This window comes from Brevundimonas lutea (genome assembly GCF_003704105.1).
Taxonomy (GTDB): Bacteria; Pseudomonadota; Alphaproteobacteria; order Caulobacterales; family Caulobacteraceae; genus Brevundimonas; species Brevundimonas lutea.
The window spans coordinates 349,425-366,045 of record NZ_QUOQ01000003.1 but is presented as its reverse complement, the minus strand read 5'-3'; the positions used below and the strand labels follow the sequence as shown (position 1 = coordinate 366,045).

General features: G+C 68.1%; 18 protein-coding genes and 1 tRNA gene. 14 read left to right on the top strand and 5 right to left on the bottom strand.

Annotated features, from left to right (window positions below; translation table 11 throughout):
* Nucleotides 1-117 precede the first annotated feature (117 nt).
* From EES48_RS05760 to EES48_RS05750, 3 genes are read left to right on the top strand one after another with little or no spacing between them, the layout of a single operon-like run.
* Nucleotides 118-1,359, top strand: a complete 1,242-nt coding sequence (locus tag EES48_RS05760; protein ID WP_122465427.1) for a glycosyltransferase — start codon at nucleotides 118-120, stop codon at nucleotides 1,357-1,359.
* Nucleotides 1,360-1,399: 40 nt separating this feature from the next.
* Nucleotides 1,400-1,921 (top strand): SixA phosphatase family protein, encoded by a 522-nt coding sequence (locus tag EES48_RS05755; protein WP_122465426.1) that lies wholly within the window; start codon nucleotides 1,400-1,402, stop codon nucleotides 1,919-1,921.
* Entirely contained in the window at nucleotides 1,906-2,367 is a 462-nt protein-coding gene (locus EES48_RS05750; protein ID WP_122465425.1) for a hypothetical protein, read from the top strand. Before EES48_RS05755 ends, EES48_RS05750 begins: the two co-directional genes overlap by 16 nt.
* Nucleotides 2,368-2,426: 59 nt before the next feature.
* Here EES48_RS05750 and EES48_RS05745 read toward each other — a convergent pair.
* Nucleotides 2,427-2,503, bottom strand: a tRNA-Asp gene (locus EES48_RS05745).
* A gap of 274 nt (nucleotides 2,504-2,777) precedes the next feature.
* Here EES48_RS05745 and dnaG point away from each other — a divergent pair.
* Both dnaG and rpoD read left to right on the top strand, forming a co-directional pair.
* On the top strand, nucleotides 2,778-4,661 hold the full coding sequence (gene dnaG / locus EES48_RS05740) for a DNA primase (RefSeq protein ID WP_122465424.1): 1,884 nt from the start codon (nucleotides 2,778-2,780) through the stop codon (nucleotides 4,659-4,661).
* A gap of 383 nt (nucleotides 4,662-5,044) precedes the next feature.
* Nucleotides 5,045-6,982 (top strand): RNA polymerase sigma factor RpoD, encoded by a 1,938-nt coding sequence (gene rpoD, locus EES48_RS05735; RefSeq protein WP_122465423.1) that lies wholly within the window; start codon nucleotides 5,045-5,047, stop codon nucleotides 6,980-6,982.
* Between the two features lie 24 nt (nucleotides 6,983-7,006).
* On the opposite strand, the gene EES48_RS05730 is transcribed toward rpoD, so the two are convergent.
* On the bottom strand, nucleotides 7,007-7,216 hold the full coding sequence (locus EES48_RS05730; RefSeq protein WP_122465422.1) for a flagellar basal body rod C-terminal domain-containing protein: 210 nt from the start codon (nucleotides 7,214-7,216) through the stop codon (nucleotides 7,007-7,009).
* Nucleotides 7,217-7,556: 340 nt separating this feature from the next.
* On the opposite strand from EES48_RS05730, the gene EES48_RS05725 reads away from it, so the two are divergent.
* Nucleotides 7,557-8,114: a 3D domain-containing protein gene (locus EES48_RS05725; RefSeq protein ID WP_122465421.1), complete on the top strand. Its 558-nt coding sequence runs from the start codon at nucleotides 7,557-7,559 to the stop codon at nucleotides 8,112-8,114.
* A 2-nt stretch (nucleotides 8,115-8,116) separates the two neighbouring features.
* Here EES48_RS05725 and EES48_RS14790 read toward each other — a convergent pair whose 3' ends face one another.
* Nucleotides 8,117-8,287: a hypothetical protein gene (locus EES48_RS14790; protein ID WP_162998040.1), complete on the bottom strand. Its 171-nt coding sequence runs from the start codon at nucleotides 8,285-8,287 to the stop codon at nucleotides 8,117-8,119.
* A gap of 79 nt (nucleotides 8,288-8,366) precedes the next feature.
* Between EES48_RS14790 and EES48_RS15250 the strand changes: the two genes are divergently transcribed.
* Nucleotides 8,367-8,498, top strand: coding sequence for a hypothetical protein (locus tag EES48_RS15250; protein ID WP_276309596.1), 132 nt, complete (start codon nucleotides 8,367-8,369; stop codon nucleotides 8,496-8,498).
* 1 nt (nucleotide 8,499) lies between these two features.
* Here EES48_RS15250 and EES48_RS05720 read toward each other — a convergent pair whose 3' ends face one another.
* On the bottom strand, nucleotides 8,500-10,101 hold the full coding sequence (locus tag EES48_RS05720) for an ABC-F family ATP-binding cassette domain-containing protein (protein ID WP_122465420.1): 1,602 nt from the start codon (nucleotides 10,099-10,101) through the stop codon (nucleotides 8,500-8,502).
* Here EES48_RS05720 and EES48_RS14785 point away from each other — a divergent pair.
* The 7 genes from EES48_RS14785 (at nucleotide 10,100) to hflX (ending at nucleotide 15,439) form a co-directional block, all read left to right on the top strand.
* On the top strand, nucleotides 10,100-10,273 hold the full coding sequence (locus EES48_RS14785; protein ID WP_162998039.1) for a hypothetical protein: 174 nt from the start codon (nucleotides 10,100-10,102) through the stop codon (nucleotides 10,271-10,273). The genes EES48_RS05720 and EES48_RS14785 overlap by 2 nt on opposite strands.
* A gap of 49 nt (nucleotides 10,274-10,322) precedes the next feature.
* Complete coding sequence (locus EES48_RS05715; RefSeq protein WP_122465419.1) at nucleotides 10,323-10,766, top strand: hypothetical protein; 444 nt, start codon at nucleotides 10,323-10,325, stop codon at nucleotides 10,764-10,766.
* Nucleotides 10,767-10,898: 132 nt separating this feature from the next.
* Nucleotides 10,899-11,321 carry an RNA polymerase-binding protein DksA gene (dksA, locus tag EES48_RS05710; protein ID WP_122465418.1) on the top strand — a complete coding sequence of 141 codons (423 nt, stop codon included), beginning with the start codon at nucleotides 10,899-10,901 and terminating at the stop codon, nucleotides 11,319-11,321.
* A 105-nt stretch (nucleotides 11,322-11,426) separates the two neighbouring features.
* Entirely contained in the window at nucleotides 11,427-12,170 is a 744-nt protein-coding gene (locus tag EES48_RS05705; RefSeq protein ID WP_205679370.1) for an alpha/beta hydrolase, read from the top strand.
* A gap of 200 nt (nucleotides 12,171-12,370) precedes the next feature.
* On the top strand, nucleotides 12,371-13,720 hold the full coding sequence (gene gltX, locus EES48_RS05700; protein WP_122465416.1) for a glutamate--tRNA ligase: 1,350 nt from the start codon (nucleotides 12,371-12,373) through the stop codon (nucleotides 13,718-13,720).
* A 104-nt stretch (nucleotides 13,721-13,824) separates the two neighbouring features.
* Entirely contained in the window at nucleotides 13,825-14,073 is a 249-nt protein-coding gene (hfq, locus tag EES48_RS05695) for an RNA chaperone Hfq (protein ID WP_122465415.1), read from the top strand.
* 49 nt (nucleotides 14,074-14,122) lie between these two features.
* A complete protein-coding gene (gene hflX, locus EES48_RS05690; protein WP_122465414.1) occupies nucleotides 14,123-15,439 on the top strand; it encodes a GTPase HflX in 1,317 nt (438 codons plus the stop codon).
* A 3-nt stretch (nucleotides 15,440-15,442) separates the two neighbouring features.
* On the opposite strand, the gene EES48_RS05685 is transcribed toward hflX, so the two are convergent.
* The gene (locus EES48_RS05685) at nucleotides 15,443-16,582 is read right to left on the bottom strand and encodes a bifunctional 2-C-methyl-D-erythritol 4-phosphate cytidylyltransferase/2-C-methyl-D-erythritol 2,4-cyclodiphosphate synthase (RefSeq protein WP_122465413.1); all 1,140 of its coding nucleotides are present in this window, start codon (nucleotides 16,580-16,582) and stop codon (nucleotides 15,443-15,445) included.
* Nucleotides 16,583-16,621: the final 39 nt, after the last annotated feature.

Genomic DNA, 16,621 nt, shown 5'->3' with positions numbered 1-16,621 from the left:
AGCTTGGCCTTAGCCATCCGCACCCGGCGTCTCGAACCGACCCGCCGAACGCATCCAACAGGCGCCAGCCGCGTTTCGGCCCCGCATTCGCCGCCCTTCCCCAAGAGTTCTGATCGCATGGTTGAGGTTCACGAGAGCGAGCTTCGCATTCTGCCCCGTCACGATGACGAGGTCGTGAGGACGCTCGGGCGGCTGAAGGCCACCATGGGCGACGCGCGCGCACGGCTGGTCGACACCACCATGCTGTATGCGCCGCGTTCCGGCGGGGTGAAGCGGTATCTACTGGCCAAACAGGCATGGTTGCAGGCGAATCGCCCGGCGATCGACCACGCACTGGTGGTGCCGGGCGCCAGGCACGCGTTCCGGCCGTCGTCCGGCATCGTGACCCTGCAGTCGCCCAAGCTGCCGTTCGGCGACGGCTATCGCTGGCCGACCTCGGTGAAGCGCTGGGGCGCCTGGGTCGCCGCGACCAATCCGACGGTGATCGAGGCGGGCGACCCTTATACGCCCGGGCAGGGGGCCCTGGAGGCCGGCCAACGGGCAGGCGTGCCGGTCATCGGCTTCTGCCATTCGGACCCGGCGGCGCTGGCGGCGCTGCACTTCGGCGAATGGGCGAAAAAGCCGGTGCAAAAGCGCTGGGCGCGGCTGTTCAAACAGTTCGACCGGGTCGTTTCGCCCAGCGCCTTCATCGCGCGACGGCTGGAGGAGGCGGGGGTGCCGGACATCGTGGTCCAGCCTCTGGGGGTCGAGATCGACACCTTCCGGCCCGACCGCCGGGATCGCGAATGGCTGCTCCAGAAGCTGGGCCTGCCCGCCTCGGCGCGGCTGCTGTGCTTCGCCGGCCGCCCCGCGCGCGAGAAGAACATCGACGTGCTGATCGAAGCCGTTCAGGCGCTGGGTGATCCCTATCACCTGGTGCTGGTCGGCGCAGGCACCGGCCTGCCGCCCGAGGACCGGGTCATCCCCTTGCCGTACGAGCGAGATCCCAAGGCCGTGGCGCGGATCATCGCCAGCTGCGACGCCTTCGTACACGCCAACGACAAGGAGCCGTTCGGCCTGATCGTGCTGGAGGCCATGGCCTGTGGCCGGCCGGTGGTGGGCGTCAACGCGGGCGGGGTGGCCGAGACGGTGGACGACACGGTCGGCCAGCTGGCCCAGCGCGCAGACCCGAAGGTCTATGCCGAGGCGATCGAGGCGCTGTTCGAGCGAGACATCGACGCCGTCGGCATGGCCGCACGACACAAGGCTGTCGAGCGCTTCAGCTGGAACAGCGTGTTCGAGGGCCTGTTCACCGTCTATGCCGAGGCGACCGGGCGTGGCGAGTTCGTCACCCCGGCCGAGCAGCCGGCTTACCAATAAGACACTCGACAGTCGGCGGCGCGCGGGCCAGCGTGACGGCATGATCCGCACGCTTTGTCTCTCGGGGGCGCTGGCCCTCATGGCTGCGCCGGCCCTGGCCCAGACGGTCGTCATCGTTCGTCACGCGGAAAAGGCCGACGCCTCGTCCGACCCGGACCTGTCTGAAGCGGGCAGGGCGCGCGCCGAGGCCCTGGCCGGCGTGGTCGCCGGGCTTGGGGTCGATCACGTCCTGATCAGCCCCCTGAAGCGGACCGGGCAGACAGCCGCGCCCGCGACCGAGGCGGCCGGGCTCACGCCGGAGGGCGTCAGCCTTGAGGGCGGCGGCGAGGCGCATGTGGCGGCGGTGGCCGCGCGGGCGCGCCAGGCGGGTCCGGGCGAGACAGTCCTGATCGCCGGCCACTCCAACACCGTGCCGTCCATCGCCCGGGCCCTGGGCGGGCAGGGGATCGCCGACATGGAGGATTGCGAATACGACCGGCTGATCGTGTTGCGGCTCGCGGAGGATGCGGCGGACACGCTGGTGGCCCGATACGGCGAGCCGACCGAATGCCCGCGCGACTGAAGGTCTTCACCTGGTCGGACGGGTTTCACGCCTTCACCGTGGCGGCCTCGTCGCGACCCAAGGCGCTGGAGGCCTGGGGGGTCGAACAGGATCTGTTCAAGACCGGCCTGGCGAAGGAGATCACCTCGGGTGAGGGCCACGACGCCGCGCTGGCCGCGCCCGGAGACGTGATCGAGACCGGCCTCGCGGTCGACATCGGCAAGACCGGCAAGGCCGAGAAGCCCGCGGCGAAATCCCTGAAATCGGACAAGGCGGTTCGTAAACGCGAGGTCGAGCGTCTGGAGGCTAAGCGAGACACACTGGATGCGCGCCACTCGGAAGCAATCGAGGCTCTACGCCATGAGGCAGGGCGCATAGAGAAGCGGATCGACGACGCCGAAAGCGATCACGCCACGGCGCTCAAGGCCTTGGAAGCCAAGTTGAAGGCCGCGCGAAAAGCGCTCTGACTTTCGACTGTGAGAGGCGGTGGGCGCCATCCCGATCGACCGTTCGGATCGATGAGGGATGGCGCGAGTGACGGGGCTCGAACCCGCGACCTCCGGCGTGACAGGCCGGCACTCTAACCAACTGAGCTACACCCGCGTATCCTCTCGCTTCAGGGCGCTGCCCCGCGGCGAGGGGCGTCGTTTAGGCGGCGCCGCCTTGGCCTGTCAAGCGACCGTCACGGCTTATTTCCCGGAAAGCCGGCCCATATCGCGTCGGGGTTCGATCCGGCCTCGGGCACGTCCGTTCCTGGCGCAAGCGAGCCCGATACGTCCCCAGAGTTTTCCCCAGGTCGGAATCACGATCTTGGACGGCTTGGGATCGCGGTCGCCCACGATTCGCGTTTCCTTATCCCCCTCCGCATGGCTCGGTCGTGAAATTCTCCGAAAGCTTCATCGACGAGCTGAAACAGCGGCTGCGGCCGTCCGACGTGATCGGGCGGTCGGTCAAGCTGAAGCGGCAGGGGCGCGAGTGGGCGGGCCTCAGCCCCTTCACCAAGGAAAAGTCGCCCAGCTTCTTCGTCAACGACGACAAGGGCTTCTTCCACGATTTCAGCTCGGGCAAGCACGGCGACATCATCTCCTTCCTGCAGGAGACAGAGCGACTGAGCTTCGTCGAGGCGGTCAGCCGGCTGGCGGCGGAGGCGGGGATGGCCCTGCCGGCCGAGGATCCTCAAGCCGCCGCGCGGGAGGAGAAGAGGAAGGGCCTCGCCGACTGGATGGAGCTGGCCCAGAAGTGGTTCGCCGCCAATCTGCGCCGCTCGACCGGGGCCGCCGCGCGCGAGACGCTGATCCGGCGCGGGCTGCCGGAGGATCAGTGGGACCGGTTCGGCCTGGGCTATGCACCAGAGGGGCGGACCGGACTGAAGGACGCCCTGACCCAGCGTGGGGCCAAGCCGTCGGACCTGGTCGAGGCCGGACTGCTGATCCAGCCCGAGGGCGGCGGTCAGCCCTATGACCGGTTCCGCGACCGGCTGATCTTCCCGATCCTGGACGCGCGCGGTCGCATCGTCTCGTTCGGCGGCCGGGCCATGAACCCCGATGACCGGGCCAAGTATCTGAACGGGCCGGAGACGACGCTCTTTCACAAGGGCGCGACCCTGTACGGCCTGCCCGAGGCGCGGCGTCTGTTGGGCGCGGCCGGTAAGGACGACGCGACCATCGTGGTGGTCGAAGGCTATATGGACGTCATCGCCTGCCAGCGGGCGGGAGTGGCGGCGGTGGCGCCGATGGGCACCGCCCTGACCGAGGAGCAGATGGCTCTGCTGTGGCGCATCAGCCCGGAGCCTGTGCTCTGCTTCGACGGTGACAAGGCGGGACAGAGAGCGGCGTATCGCGCCATCGAGCGGGCCCTGCCGCTGCTGAAGCCGGATCGCAGTTTCGCCTTTGTCACTCTGGCGGGCGGCCACGACCCCGACGACCTGCTGCGCGAGAAGGGCGCGCCGGCGCTGCGCGAGGCGCTGAAGGCGACCACGCCCTTTGCGCGGATGCTGTTCGACCGCGAGCTCGCCGAGGCCGGGGCGCTGGATACGCCGGAGAAGGAGGCAGGTCTCAAGGCGCGGCTGCGCAAGGCGGCGGCCACCATCGCCGACTCCGACCTGGCGCGCACCTACAAGGACTATCTGATTGGGCTGTTTTTCGAACGGGCGCGCCCCAGCGAGGGCGAGCGGAAACAGGCCTATCGCACGATCTATAAGGAGCGGCAGTTCCGCCGAGGCGCGCCACCCGCCGGGATCACGCCGGAGGCGCGGGCCTCGCTGCCCGGCCTGGCTCTGGATCCCAAACCGCTGACCGCGGCGGTGGTCGAGGGGCTGATCGCCCATCCGGAGGTGCTGCACGATCGGGCCGAGGTGCTGGAGACGCAGGGGGTCGGTGACCCGGCGCTGGACCGGATGGTCTCGGACCTGGTGGCGCTGACCTATGAAGCCGACGATCTGGGCCGCGACCTGATCCGGGCGCGACTGAAGGCCATGGGGCACGCCCCCGCGCTGGAGCGGGTCGATCGCATGGCGGGGCGGGCCCACGCGCCGTTCCTGACGGCCGCGCTGGAGACCGAGCGAGCGGTGCAGGGCCTGACCACGGCGATCGACGCCCTGTTGCAGACCCTGGCCCTGAGCCGGGCGCTGGACGAACTGAAGCGGGATGATGAGCATTTCGACCACGCCGCCTTCGCCGGACTGAAGGCTCAGCGTGACGCCTTGACCCGCAGCCTGACCAGCGGATCGATCTGGGGCGAAGCCACAGGTGCGCCGCACTGATTTGACGGTGCCCAACGCCTTGACACCCGGGGCCTCCGACGCCATCTGGCGCGCTCGGGTCATCACGTCATGGCGCGCGAGGAAGAGGAGGCGGCTGATCAGCCGACCGTCCGGGCCGCGACAAGCGCCCCTCGCCCTGATGGAGCCCGGTGTCGCAGATCGACCGTCGTCAGACGCAGCCGATCCGGCCCAGACCTTCGATCCTGGCCTTGCGTGCGCGCGGAGCCGGGTGGTCGCCGTTGCGATAGATCGCCGTACCGAACCGCTCCCGGGCCTTAGGTCCGCTTCGTAACCAACGAAGTCGTCGGGCGTTGTATTTTTGTCGCGAGGCCCGCGCGTTCCCCCTGGAGCGTGGTTGGGAACCGCGGCCGGAGAAAGACTGAATGAGCGCTCAGACCGAGACCCAGGACGCCGAGACGACCAATGATGGTCCGCTGCTCGACCTGACCGACGCCGGGGTCAAGAAGTTCATCAAACAGGCCAAGGCCCGCGGCTACGTCACCATGGACGAGCTGAATAAGGTCATGCCGTCCGAGGAGGTCACGCCCGACCAGATCGAGGACACCCTGGCCATGTTGTCCGAGATGGGCGTCAATGTGGTCGAGGCCGAGGAGGACGCCCAGGAGGCGCAGTCCACCGAAGTCGCCGAACGCGCCGAGACTTCCGTCGCCGAGACCCCGTCCAAGCCCGCCTATGACCGCACCGACGATCCGGTGCGGATGTATCTGCGTGAAATGGGCTCGGTCGAACTGCTGAGCCGCGAGGGCGAGATCGCCATCGCCAAGCGGATCGAGGCCGGCCGCGACGCCATGATCTCGGGCCTGTGCGAGAGCGCCCTGACGTTCGAGGCCATCATGGTGTGGCGCGACGAACTGGCGAACAACCGCATCCTGCTGCGCGAGGTCATCGACCTGGACCAGACCTACGGTGGTCAGAACCAGGGCGAGGAGGGCGAGGGCGAGGCTGAAGAAGAAAAGCCTGAAGCCGAATCCCAGGGCGGCGAAGAAAAGCCCGAAGATGACGACGAGGACGACGACGATTTCGACGACGGTGGCGGCCTGTCGATCTCGGCGATGGAAGCCGAGCTGCGCGACGGTGTCATGGAGACGCTGGACGCCGTGGCCGCCGACTTCGACGCCTTCCGCCGACTGCAGGACAAGCTGGTCGAGGCGCGTTTGAAGGGCGAGACCCTCAGCACCAAGGACCAGAATGCCTATGAGGGCCTGACCGTGGCGATCTCGGATCGCCTCAAGACACTGAAGCTGAACAACAACCGTATCGAAGCGCTGGTCGAGCAGCTTTACGCCATCAACAAGCGGCTGATCGGGCTGGAGGGACGTCTGCTGCGTCTGGCCGACAGCTATGGCATCTCGCGGCCCGAGTTCCTCAAGGCCTATTTCGGCTCGGAGCTGAACCCGACCTGGACCGAGACCGTCAAGGACATGGGCGTGCGCTGGACCAAGTTCAGCGAGAACGAAGCCGCACAGATCGCCGACATCCGCGGCAAGGTCGCGGCTGTGGCTACCGAGGCCGGTCTGCCGATCGACGACTATCGCCGCATCGTCCAGACGGTGCAGAAGGGTGAGCGCGAGGCGCGTCAGGCCAAGAAGGAGATGGTTGAGGCCAACCTGCGCCTGGTGATCTCCATCGCCAAAAAATACACCAACCGCGGCCTGCAGTTCCTTGATCTCATTCAGGAAGGCAACATCGGCCTGATGAAGGCGGTCGACAAGTTCGAGTACCGCCGCGGCTACAAGTTCTCGACCTACGCCACCTGGTGGATCCGTCAGGCCATCACCCGCTCGATCGCCGACCAGGCCCGCACCATCCGTATCCCGGTGCACATGATCGAGACGATCAACAAGATCGTCCGCACCCAGCGCCAGATGCTGCACGAGATCGGCCGTGAGGCGACGCCGGAAGAATTGGCCGAACGGCTGGCCATGCCGCTGGAGAAGGTCCGCAAGGTCCTGAAGATCGCCAAGGAGCCGATTTCGCTCGAAACGCCGATCGGCGACGAGGAAGACAGCCACCTGGGTGACTTCATCGAGGACAAAAACGCGATCCTGCCCATCGACGCAGCGATCCAGTCGAACCTGCGCGAGACCACCACCCGCGTGCTGGCGTCCCTGACGCCGCGCGAGGAGCGGGTTCTGCGCATGCGCTTCGGCATCGGCATGAATACCGACCACACGCTGGAGGAGGTCGGCCAGCAGTTCTCGGTGACACGCGAGCGCATTCGTCAGATCGAGGCCAAGGCGCTGAGGAAGCTGAAGCACCCCAGCCGGTCGCGGAAGCTGCGTTCCTTCCTGGATAGCTGAGTCGAGACCCGGCCGTTCGGCTGGTCAGGCCATCATGTCGAGCAGCATGCCGGTAATGTCGTCGGCGGCGCGGACGACGCTGGCGTTGGCCTCGACCGCGCGCTGGGCTTGAAGCCTCTCGACGGTTTCCTGAGCCAGATTGGCCAGGGGCGCGGCCGCCGTGCGCTGGGCGCTCGCCTCAAAGCGGGCGAGAGCGGTCTGAATACCGGCTGAGGCGATGCCGAGACTGTCCATGGCGGCATGGTGCAGCTGATACCGTTAGGGTCTCATCAACGGATAGAGTAAATGCGGTGTCGTTCCGCGGCCGACAACTGACTGGGTGTCGGGAACGCGTGAGGTCGATGGCGACGAGATCAAAACGAGCCAACGACACTGTATTCGATGTCTGATCTGGTTCAGGCTCTATGCCTGTGTTCATCATGTTTTCGGCGCGCGTCGAACGACCTTCGGTGACCGTGGCTGCATTGTGGGCAACCTGGCGCCATTCCGGGGCTGCCCGGATTTCGCCTCATTTCGGAGTCACCCAGGCCGGGTCGGCGCGCTTTGGGGGCCGATGCCTCCAAGAGACGCGCATATGCTGACCACCGCCGCGATGGCCCTTTTCATGGCGTTCGCTTCGAACGCCGCCGCTAATGAGAACGCGCTCCCCACGGGACCGGTTCCTTATGAGCAGGTTGTGGCCGTCGAGCGGGCGGAAGAAGCCGCTGAACTGGAGCGGATGGCGGCGATCGCCGCGACCGCCGCGGAATTCGCCAACGAGGACGCCGACTGGCGGCTGTCGGCACGGCTGTATCACGCCGGCGGCGGTGGCGCGACGGGCAACGATTCGCTCGGCTGCCGCCCTGTCGCCATGCGCACCGTGGCCACCGATCCTCGCGTGGTCCCGCGCCGCACCCGACTGTTCATCCGCGAAACGGTCGGCATGGAGATGCCGGACGGCACCCTGCACGACGGCTTCTGGTACGCCTCGGACACCGGTGGGGCGATCAAGGGGTCCAAGATCGACCTCTACACCGGCCACGGCCGCGGTTCGATGAGCCCGGCGATGAAGCACAACATGAAGACCCTGACGGTCGTCGAGGCCGGCACCTTCGACGGCTGCCCGCCAGACTGGCAGACCGCTTCGAACTGACGTCAGTCCGCGCCGCGTGGCGGCGTGTCTGGCCGGTCATCCTGGCTGGGATTGAGCGACAGGGCTTCATAGGACCGGGCGAGTTCCAGCGAGCGGTCGCGATCCGCGCCGCTCTCGCGCTCAGCCTGCCGGCGCCAGGCCCGCGCCTTTTCCCGCAGCCTTTCCCTGTCCATGGCCGTTACCCTAGCACGAAGCGTCACCGTTGGCGCGCGTGTCGATGGCGCATGACCATCAGATTGGCGTGAGGGCACTATGGGGTTCGCCTGGGCTGTGGCGGGATTGGTGGTCGTGGTGCTGGGCGCCCTGGCGACCCCACGCAAGGGAGGCGGCCGTCGGCGAGGGCGAGACCGCTTCGCCGAACGCATGAAGCGGCTGGAAGACTAGGTCATAGGGACAGCCGCTGCTGAATCCCGACTCCCTTGAGGAAATCTTCGTCGTGGCTGACGATCACCAGGGCGCCGTCGTAGGCGGCCAGCGCCTGTTCCACAGCCGTCAGCGAGTCTAGGTCGAGATGGTTGGTCGGTTCATCGAGGATCAGCAGTTGAGGCGGGCGGACCCCGCTCAGGACGCAGGCTAGGGCCGCGCGGAGGCGCTCGCCGCCTGACAGTGTCTGAACGGTGCGCTGGGCGACGGTGTTGCGAAACAGGAAGCGCGCCAGCGCGGCCTGCGCCTGATTGGGCGTGCTGTCGGGATTGATGCGCCGATAGGCGTCCAGCAGGGTTTCCTGCGGGCGCAGGACGGCGACATTCTGGTCGAGCAGCGCGGCCTGCACCGGCCGCGACACGGTCCCCGCGTCCGGGCTCTGAAGCCCGGCCATGACCCGCAGTAGGCTGGATTTGCCCGATCCGTTGCGGCCGGTGATCGCCAGCCGTTCGGGGCCGATCAGTGACAGGTCCAGCGGACCGATCAGGCGACAATCGCCAGCGAAAACCTCCACCGCGTGGAGTTCGAGCACAGACCGTCCCGTCGGGAGGCGCGTGGGCGGCATCGGCGGCGCGAGTGTCCGAACGCGTTCGACGCGCGATTGCGCTTCGATCAGGGCATCGGCGGTGTCTCCGGCGAGCCGGTCGTTGACGCGGGATATGCGCGCACCGGTGGCCTCGGCCTGCTGAGCCCGGGCGTCCAGCAGGATCTTGGGATCGGAAGAATGACGCCGCGACAGCTTGCCGGCGCGGTCGCGGCGGGCCTGGCGTTCCGTCGCCGCCTGGGCCCGGCGCGCCGCCTGGTCGGCATGCCGACGGGCGGCCTCCAGGTCACGGTCGGCGGCCTCGACCTCGACCGCTTTGCGTTCGGCGTAGAAATCCCAGCCCCCGCCATACAGGCGCGGACCGAGGCTGGAGAGATCGAGGATACGATCCATGCGGCGGAGCAGGGCGCGATCGTGGCTGACCACGACGGCGCCGCCTGGCCAGCGCTCGACGATTTCGCCGATCAGTTCCCGGCCCTCGGCGTCGAGGTGATTGGTGGGTTCGTCCAGCAGGATCAGGTCGGGGGCCGCCAGGATCAACCGGGCCAGCCCGAGGCGGGTCCGCTCGCCGCCGCTCAGCGTCGCGACTGGGCGTCGCGGGTCGATGGGCGGAACGCCGACCTGCGCCAGGGCCGTCTCGATCCGACTTTCAAGCGTCCAGTCGGCCTCGGCCAGATCGTTGTCGCTGGCTCGGCCCGCGAGAATACGATCCAGTCTGTCGAGGTCATCGGCAACGCCGAGCGCGTGCGCGATCGATCCGCTCGCAGGCGGCGTCTGCTCAAGCCTCGCGATCGATGCGTTGCGGCTGACGGTTCCCTCGGCCGGCGGGATAAGGCCCTGGATCAGGTCGAGCAGGGTGGTCTTGCCGGCTCCATTGCGGCCGACGACGCCCAGGCGTTCCCGCCCGAGGCCTAGACTCAGATTGTCGAGGAGCGTGAGGCCGTCAGGCGTGCGGGCCGCGACGGCGTCGAGCGTCGCGAATGCGGACGCGGAGGGGCTTGGGCTGGGGACGCGAGACATGAAGAAGGATCAGCGCAACGGCGGCCGCGGCGGCCGGGAAAAGGGCGAAACCAATTTCCATTGCGTCGATCATGAGCGTCCAAGCCTCCTTCAGGCGTCGGGTCTGGAGCGAATGTGGGTCCAAACAGCCGATCTGGCAAGCGGCCGCGACCGAACGCCTCATCCGGCATAGCGCGGAGCGGCGTTCCGTGAGAGCGTCCATGGGCGTTGGGAGGGGTGACATGCGCGCGCAGTTCGGAATGCTTTTGGCGGCTCTGGCGGCGGGAGCCTGCGCCAGCGGACCCGACACGCCGCTGGGTCCTCCCACAGTTGTTTCGGCGCCCGGCGAGCCGCCGCCGGCCCAGGCCAGGTTCTACGCCGACTGCGTCGCCCAGGCGGCGGGCGCGGGGACCTATGACCGCGAGCCCGGCGCGGACTGGCTGCGCTTTACCTGCACCGACGATCCGGCGCGGCGTTTCTATGAAGGTCTGGCGGCGTGGAGCGAGGCGATCGACAGCCGACTGGAAGATCAGGGCCGATCATGGCGCTTCACACAGAAGCTCGAGCGCGATCCGTCCGGCGTCGATCACTGCTCGACCGACGGCGACGGCAACTACCGCTGTGTCGTCGTGCTCAACGTCGGCGAGTTCCTGAGCTGGCCCGGACAGGTTAACGCCGGTCAGTGAGGCGCCGGGACCACGGTTCGCGCTCTCGGCGATCACGGCTTCGCGAAGCGGTTGCGGCGACTCGTCGCGATAGGTAAACGCCCTCTCACGCCAGAGGGGGCGTCAGTGGGGTAGCGTCGCATGTTGAATGCAATGGCGTCTGTCATGTCCATCGAGGAGGCCTATCGGCCCCACGACGGCGAGCCGTTCATGAGTGACCGGCAATTGGCCTATTTCAAACAGAAGCTGCTGGACTGGAAGGACGACATCCTGCGCGAGTCGCGCGGCACTGTCGTCAATCTCCAGGCCGAGACCGAGAACCACCCGGATCTGGTGGACCGCGCTTCGTCGGAATCCGATCGGGCGCTGGAGCTGCGAACCCGGGACCGACAGCGCAAGCTGATCTCCAAGATCGACGACGCGCTGCGTCGGATCGAGGACGGGTCGTACGGCTATTGCGAGGACACGGGCGAGCCGATCAGCCTGGGTCGTCTCGAGGCCCGGCCGACCGCGACCCTGTCGGTCGAGGCTCAGGAGCGTCACGAGCGCCGCGAGCGCGTCCACCGCGACGACTGACCGTCAATGCCGGCCCGCCTCGCAGCCCTGATCATGGGATGTCTGGCGACGGTCGGCTGCGCAAGCGCGGTCCGCGGCAGCGATCCGGCCGTATCGGCGCGCCCCATGATGGAGACGCCCGCGTCGCTGCGTGGGGGCGTGTTCCGGATTGAGGCGGAAGACCTTGGCCGAGGCTTCGACATCTATGTCCGGCTGCCGGACGGCTACGAGCGCTCGGGCGCGCGGTATCCCACCGTCTATCTGACGGACGGCGACAGCCTGTTCCCCGTGTTGGCCACCAACCATCTGTTCCTGACCTATGACGACGGCCTGCCGGAGGCGATTGTCGTCGGGGTGGCCTATGGCGGGTTCGATCCCGCGATTAACCTGCGCAACATCGACTTCCAGACCCCTGGAGAGGGCGTCGATCGGGCCGGGGCGGCGGCGTTCCAGAAATTCCTTGAGACCGAACTGATCCCCGGGGTCGAGGCGCGGTATCGCTCCGATCCGCAGCGCCGCATCCTGTTTGGCCAGTCGCGCGGCGGCGCCTTCGTGCTGTGGTCGGCGATTCATGCGCCGGACGTGTTCTGGGGCCGGATCGCCAGCAATCCGTCCATGACGCCGGGTCTGGAATCCCTGCTGGAGGCCCCAGCGGCGACGGATCGGGACGACCTGACCCTGGTCCTCACCAGTGGAACCCGAGATCGCGCCGACCTGCAAGTCGAGGCCGCTGAGTGGCTGGCCGCCTGGGAGGCGCGCGACGACCGTCCCTGGGCCCTGCACGGAGTACGGATCGAGGGCGCAACCCACGCCGCCAACGCCACCGACGCCTATCGCATCGGCCTAGCGCGAATGTTCGCTGGGGACTGACCTACGACGTGATGATAGGACCCCCTGAGCGTGGAGGGTGACTCCGCCCGGTCCTTGGTTGCGTCCCAGGTACGCGTCGGGCGGTCCTCAGATTACTCTGGGCCGGTCGGATGGCGGATCGACGGCGTCACCTAGGCCGCGCTTGACTTCACGGGGACGTGGGACGACCTAGCGGCCCTCGCGTCTCCAAGGTTGTCCGCATGTCCGTCAAGGTCCGCTTCGCCCCATCGCCCACCGGACGCCTGCACGTCGGCAACGTGCGCACCGCCCTGGTCAACTGGCTGTTCGCCCAGAATGCGAGGATTGGGGGACAGGGCGGGCAGTTCGTGCTGCGCATCGACGACACCGACCTGGCCCGCTCGACTCCCGAGTTCGAGCAGGGGATCGAGGATGATCTGCGCTGGCTCGGCCTGGAGTGGGACGAGCGCCACAATCAGTCAAAGCGGTTCGACGCCTACCATGCCACCGCCGATCGGCTGAAGGCGGCCGGGCGGCTGTATCCCTGTTATGAAACCGGCGATGAGCTGGATCGCCGCCGCAAGGTGCAGCTGTCACGCGGCCTGCCGCCCATCTATGACCGCGCCGCCCTGAGCCTGACCGAAGACGACAAGGCCAAGCTGGAGGCCGAGGGTCGTCGCCCGCACTGGCGCTTCAAGCTGGATGGCCGCCGGGTGGCCTGGGAAGACCTGGCGCGGGGCCATGCCGAGGTGGACACCGCCTCCATGTCCGATCCGGTGCTGATCCGCGAGGACGGGCTCTATCTCTACACCCTGCCTTCGGTGGTGGACGACATCGACATGGGCGTCACCCACGTGATCCGCGGCGAGGACCACGTCACCAACACCGGCGCCCAGATCGAGATTTTCGAGGCGCTGGGTGGGCCCGTCCCGTCGTTCGCTCACATGCCGCTGCTGGTCGACGCCAATGGGGATGCGCTGTCCAAGCGCTTGGGGTCGCTGTCCATCGCTCAGCTTCGGGAAGAGGGCGTCGAACCGATCGCCATCACCAGCCACCTGGGCCGCATCGGCACCTCCGACCCGCTGGAGGTCGCGGAGTCGATCGAGGCTTTGGGTCAGGGCTTCGCCTTTTCCAAGATGGGGCGTTCGCCCGCCCGCTATGACGAGGCCGACCTGAAGCGGCTGAACGCCCAGGCGCTGCACGCTATGGACTACAACGCCGCCAAGCCGCGTCTCGCCGCCCTGGGCTGCGACCTGGGAGAGGCGTTCTGGGATGTGGTGCGGCCGAATCTGGAGCTTTTCGGCGACGTCGAGGAGATGGCCCGGATCGTCCAGGGGCCGATCATGCCCGTGATCGAGGACAAGGCCTTCGCCGAGGCCGCCCTGGAAGTGTTGCCCGAGACCTTGGGCGCCGACGCCTGGTCGGTGTGGACCGCCGCCGTCAAGGAGCGGACGGGGGCCAAGGGCAAGGCGCTGTTCATGCCGCTCAGACTGATCCTGACCGGCCAGCCGCACGGGCCGGACATGGCGTCGCTGGTTCCCCTGATCGGCCGCGAGCGGATCGCGGGTCGGCTGCGCGGCGAGACGGTCTGACGCGACATCTCGCCCCGGCGCATTGCACAGCCTGCGGATGCCGTTAGGGTGGCGCCGCCGCCGCGCTCCCTCGCGGACAACAACCAAGACAGGATGAACCTGCCATGTCGCAAGACAAACGTCAGAACCTTCAGGACACCTTCCTGAACACGGTCCGCAAGACAAAGACGCCCCTGACCATCTTCCTCGTCAACGGCGTGAAGCTGCAGGGTATCGTGACCTGGTTCGACAACTTCTGTGTGTTGCTGCGTCGCGACGGCCAGAGCCAGCTGGTCTACAAGCACGCCATTTCGACCATCATGCCCTCCGCGCCGGTGCAGCTGTACGAGCCGGACGCCGAGGACGAAGGCTGACTCCGGCCGAAGGGATGACGAACACGGCGCCGCTTCCTACATTGGCGCCGTGAGTTCCAAATCCATTGATCATCGTCCGCCGGTCCAGCGGGCCCTCGTCGTCCACCCCGCCGGGCGTAGCGCCTCGTCGCGTCTGCCCGAGGAGCGGCTGGAGGAGGCCGTCGGGCTGGCCGCCGCCCTGGACCTGGACATTCGCGGGGCCGAGGTGGCCCGGCTGCGTTCGGTGACGCCCGCCACCCTGTTCGGGCGCGGCAAGGTCGACGAACTGGCCGCTCTGGTGCGGGCCGCCGAGGCCGATGTGGTCATCGTCGATGATGACATCACGCCCATTCAGCAGCGCAATCTGGAGAAGGCCTGGGAGACCAAGGTCATCGACCGGTCTGGCCTGATCCTGGAAATCTTCGGTCGACGGGCGCGGACCCGAGAGGGCCGGCTGCAAGTCGAACTGGCGCGGCTGGAATACGAACGCTCGAGGCTTGTGCGGACCTGGACCCACCTGGAGCGTCAGCGGGGCGGCACCGGCTCGACTGGCGGACCTGGCGAAACCCAGATCGAGCTGGACCGGCGCCAGATCGCCAACCGCATCGACACGCTGAAGGCCGAGCTGGAGGAGGTGCGCCGCACCCGCGCCCTGCACAGGAAGGCCCGAAAGCGCGCGCCCTATCCGGCGGTGGCGCTGGTCGGCTACACCAACGCCGGTAAGTCGACCCTGTTCAATCGGCTGACGGGGTCGGAGGTGCTGGCCAAGGACCTGCTGTTCGCCACCCTGGACACGACCCAGCGCACTATCCGCCTGCCGCAAGGCCGGCCGGCGATCGTGGCCGACACCGTGGGCTTCATCTCCGATCTGCCGCACCAGCTGGTGGCAGCCTTTCGCGCGACGCTGGAGGAGGTCGGGGAGGCCGATCTCATCCTGCACGTCCGCGACATCGCCAGTTCCGACTCGGCGGCTCAGGCGGCGGACGTCGAGGCGGTGCTGGATCGGATCGAAACGCCCGAGGGCAAGGTCCGGCGGGTGCTGGAGGTCTGGAACAAGATCGATCTGATGTCGGGCGAAGATCGCGAGATGCTCGATGAGGCCGCGGCCCGCGCCGAGCGTCTGGGTCAGGCCGTGGCTGTTTCGGCCTGGACCGGCGAGGGGATCGAGCGGCTGCGCGAGATGATCGCCGCCCAGATCGACGACGAACCCGAGTCGCGCCTGACCCTGGCCCCGGACCAGGGCGAGGCCCTGGCCTGGCTTTATCAGCACGGCCGCGTCACCTTCCGGGACACTGATGCGGAGGGCCGGACCCATCTGGAGGTCCGACTGGCGCCGGCCCAGCTGGGCCGGTTCGAACGCCAGTGGCCAGGCGTCGAGTTGCGCTGAGCGTTAGATCTCGATCGACACCACGGCCATCGCCGCCAGGCCTTCCTCGCGGCCGGTGAAGCCGAGACGTTCGGAGGTGGTGGCCTTGACGCTGACGGCGTCCAGGGGCGCGCCGAGCAGCGCGGCCAGTCGTTGGCGCATGGCCAGGCGGTGCGGGCCGACCTTGGGGCGCTCGCAGATCAGGGTGACGTCGGCGTTGACGATCTCGCCGCCGCGCGCGCGCAGCATCTCGACGGCGTGAAGCAGGAAACGATCCGAGGCCGCGCCCTTCCACTGAGGGTCGGAGGGCGGGAAGTGGTCGCCGATATCGCCTTCGCCCAGAGCGCCCAGCAGGGCGTCGGTCAGGGCGTGCAGGCCGGCGTCGGCGTCCGAGTGGCCGACCAGGGTCTGGGTATGGGGGATGGCGACACCGCACAGCCAGACCGTATCGCCGGGCCCGAAGGCATGGACGTCGTAGCCTTGGCCGATCCGGGTGCGGCGGCGTGATGAAGGGGCGATCAGGGCCTCGGCCACGGCGAAATCCTCGGGGTAGGTGAGCTTCATCAGGCGGGGATCGCCGGGCACCAGGGCGACCGACAGGCCGGCCACCTCTGCGACGCGGGCCTCGTCTGTCGGCGGTTCGACAGCCTCCCAAAGCGCGTAGGCCGATTGCAGGGCGCCGGGTCGGAAAGCCTGGGGCGTCTGGGCGCGGTGTAAGGCCTCGCGAGATTCGGTCGAGACGACGCGGGCGCCCTCGGCGCGCTTCAGGGTGTCGGGCACGGGCAGGGCGGGTAGAGCGGCGTCATTGTCAGCCAAGGCTTCCAACAGCCGCTCGATCACCGGGCGGTCGAGCAGAGGTCGTGCGGCGTCGTGGACCAGCAGGGGCAGGTCGTGACGGGTCAGGGCGGCCATTCCGGCGCGCACCGAGGCGGCGCGGTCGGCCCCGCCCTCGACGGCGGTCCAGCCCGAGAGGTCGGCCAGAGCTTGTTCCGCGCGCTTGACCTCGCCGGGCGGAACGACGACCACCACCTCGGCGGCGCCAGCGTCCAGCAGGGCGCCGACCGACCAGGCCAGCACCGGTCGACCGCCGAGATCACGCCACTGTTTTGGCCCGCCGGACCGGCTGCCAGAGCCCGCCGCCGCCACGATCGCCGAGAATTCCATGGTCCGCCTTCTAGATGCCAGACTTGAGCTTGACGAGGG

Bases quoted from the DNA above. Each gene is read 5' to 3' on its own strand.
- EES48_RS15250 (WP_276309596.1), top strand. From the start codon at position 8,367: ATGGGGTTCGCCTGGGCTGTGGCGGGATTGGTGGTCGTGGTGCTGGGC.
- hfq (WP_122465415.1), top strand. From the start codon at position 13,825: ATGTCGCAAGACAAACGTCAGAACCTTCAGGACACCTTCCTGAACACG.
- EES48_RS05720 (WP_122465420.1), bottom strand. From the start codon at position 10,101: ATGTCTCGCGTCCCCAGCCCAAGCCCCTCCGCGTCCGCATTCGCGACG.
- EES48_RS14790 (WP_162998040.1), bottom strand. From the start codon at position 8,287: ATGGACAGGGAAAGGCTGCGGGAAAAGGCGCGGGCCTGGCGCCGGCAG.
- EES48_RS05730 (WP_122465422.1), bottom strand. From the start codon at position 7,216: ATGGACAGTCTCGGCATCGCCTCAGCCGGTATTCAGACCGCTCTCGCC.
- dksA (WP_122465418.1), top strand. From the start codon at position 10,899: ATGGCGTCTGTCATGTCCATCGAGGAGGCCTATCGGCCCCACGACGGC.
- gltX (WP_122465416.1), top strand. From the start codon at position 12,371: ATGTCCGTCAAGGTCCGCTTCGCCCCATCGCCCACCGGACGCCTGCAC.
- EES48_RS05685 (WP_122465413.1), bottom strand. From the start codon at position 16,582: ATGGAATTCTCGGCGATCGTGGCGGCGGCGGGCTCTGGCAGCCGGTCC.
- EES48_RS05705 (WP_205679370.1), top strand. From the start codon at position 11,427: ATGATGGAGACGCCCGCGTCGCTGCGTGGGGGCGTGTTCCGGATTGAG.
- EES48_RS05755 (WP_122465426.1), top strand. From the start codon at position 1,400: ATGATCCGCACGCTTTGTCTCTCGGGGGCGCTGGCCCTCATGGCTGCG.
- EES48_RS05715 (WP_122465419.1), top strand. From the start codon at position 10,323: ATGCGCGCGCAGTTCGGAATGCTTTTGGCGGCTCTGGCGGCGGGAGCC.
- EES48_RS05750 (WP_122465425.1), top strand. From the start codon at position 1,906: ATGCCCGCGCGACTGAAGGTCTTCACCTGGTCGGACGGGTTTCACGCC.
- rpoD (WP_122465423.1), top strand. From the start codon at position 5,045: ATGAGCGCTCAGACCGAGACCCAGGACGCCGAGACGACCAATGATGGT.
- EES48_RS05725 (WP_122465421.1), top strand. From the start codon at position 7,557: ATGCTGACCACCGCCGCGATGGCCCTTTTCATGGCGTTCGCTTCGAAC.
- EES48_RS05760 (WP_122465427.1), top strand. From the start codon at position 118: ATGGTTGAGGTTCACGAGAGCGAGCTTCGCATTCTGCCCCGTCACGAT.
- EES48_RS14785 (WP_162998039.1), top strand. From the start codon at position 10,100: ATGAAGAAGGATCAGCGCAACGGCGGCCGCGGCGGCCGGGAAAAGGGC.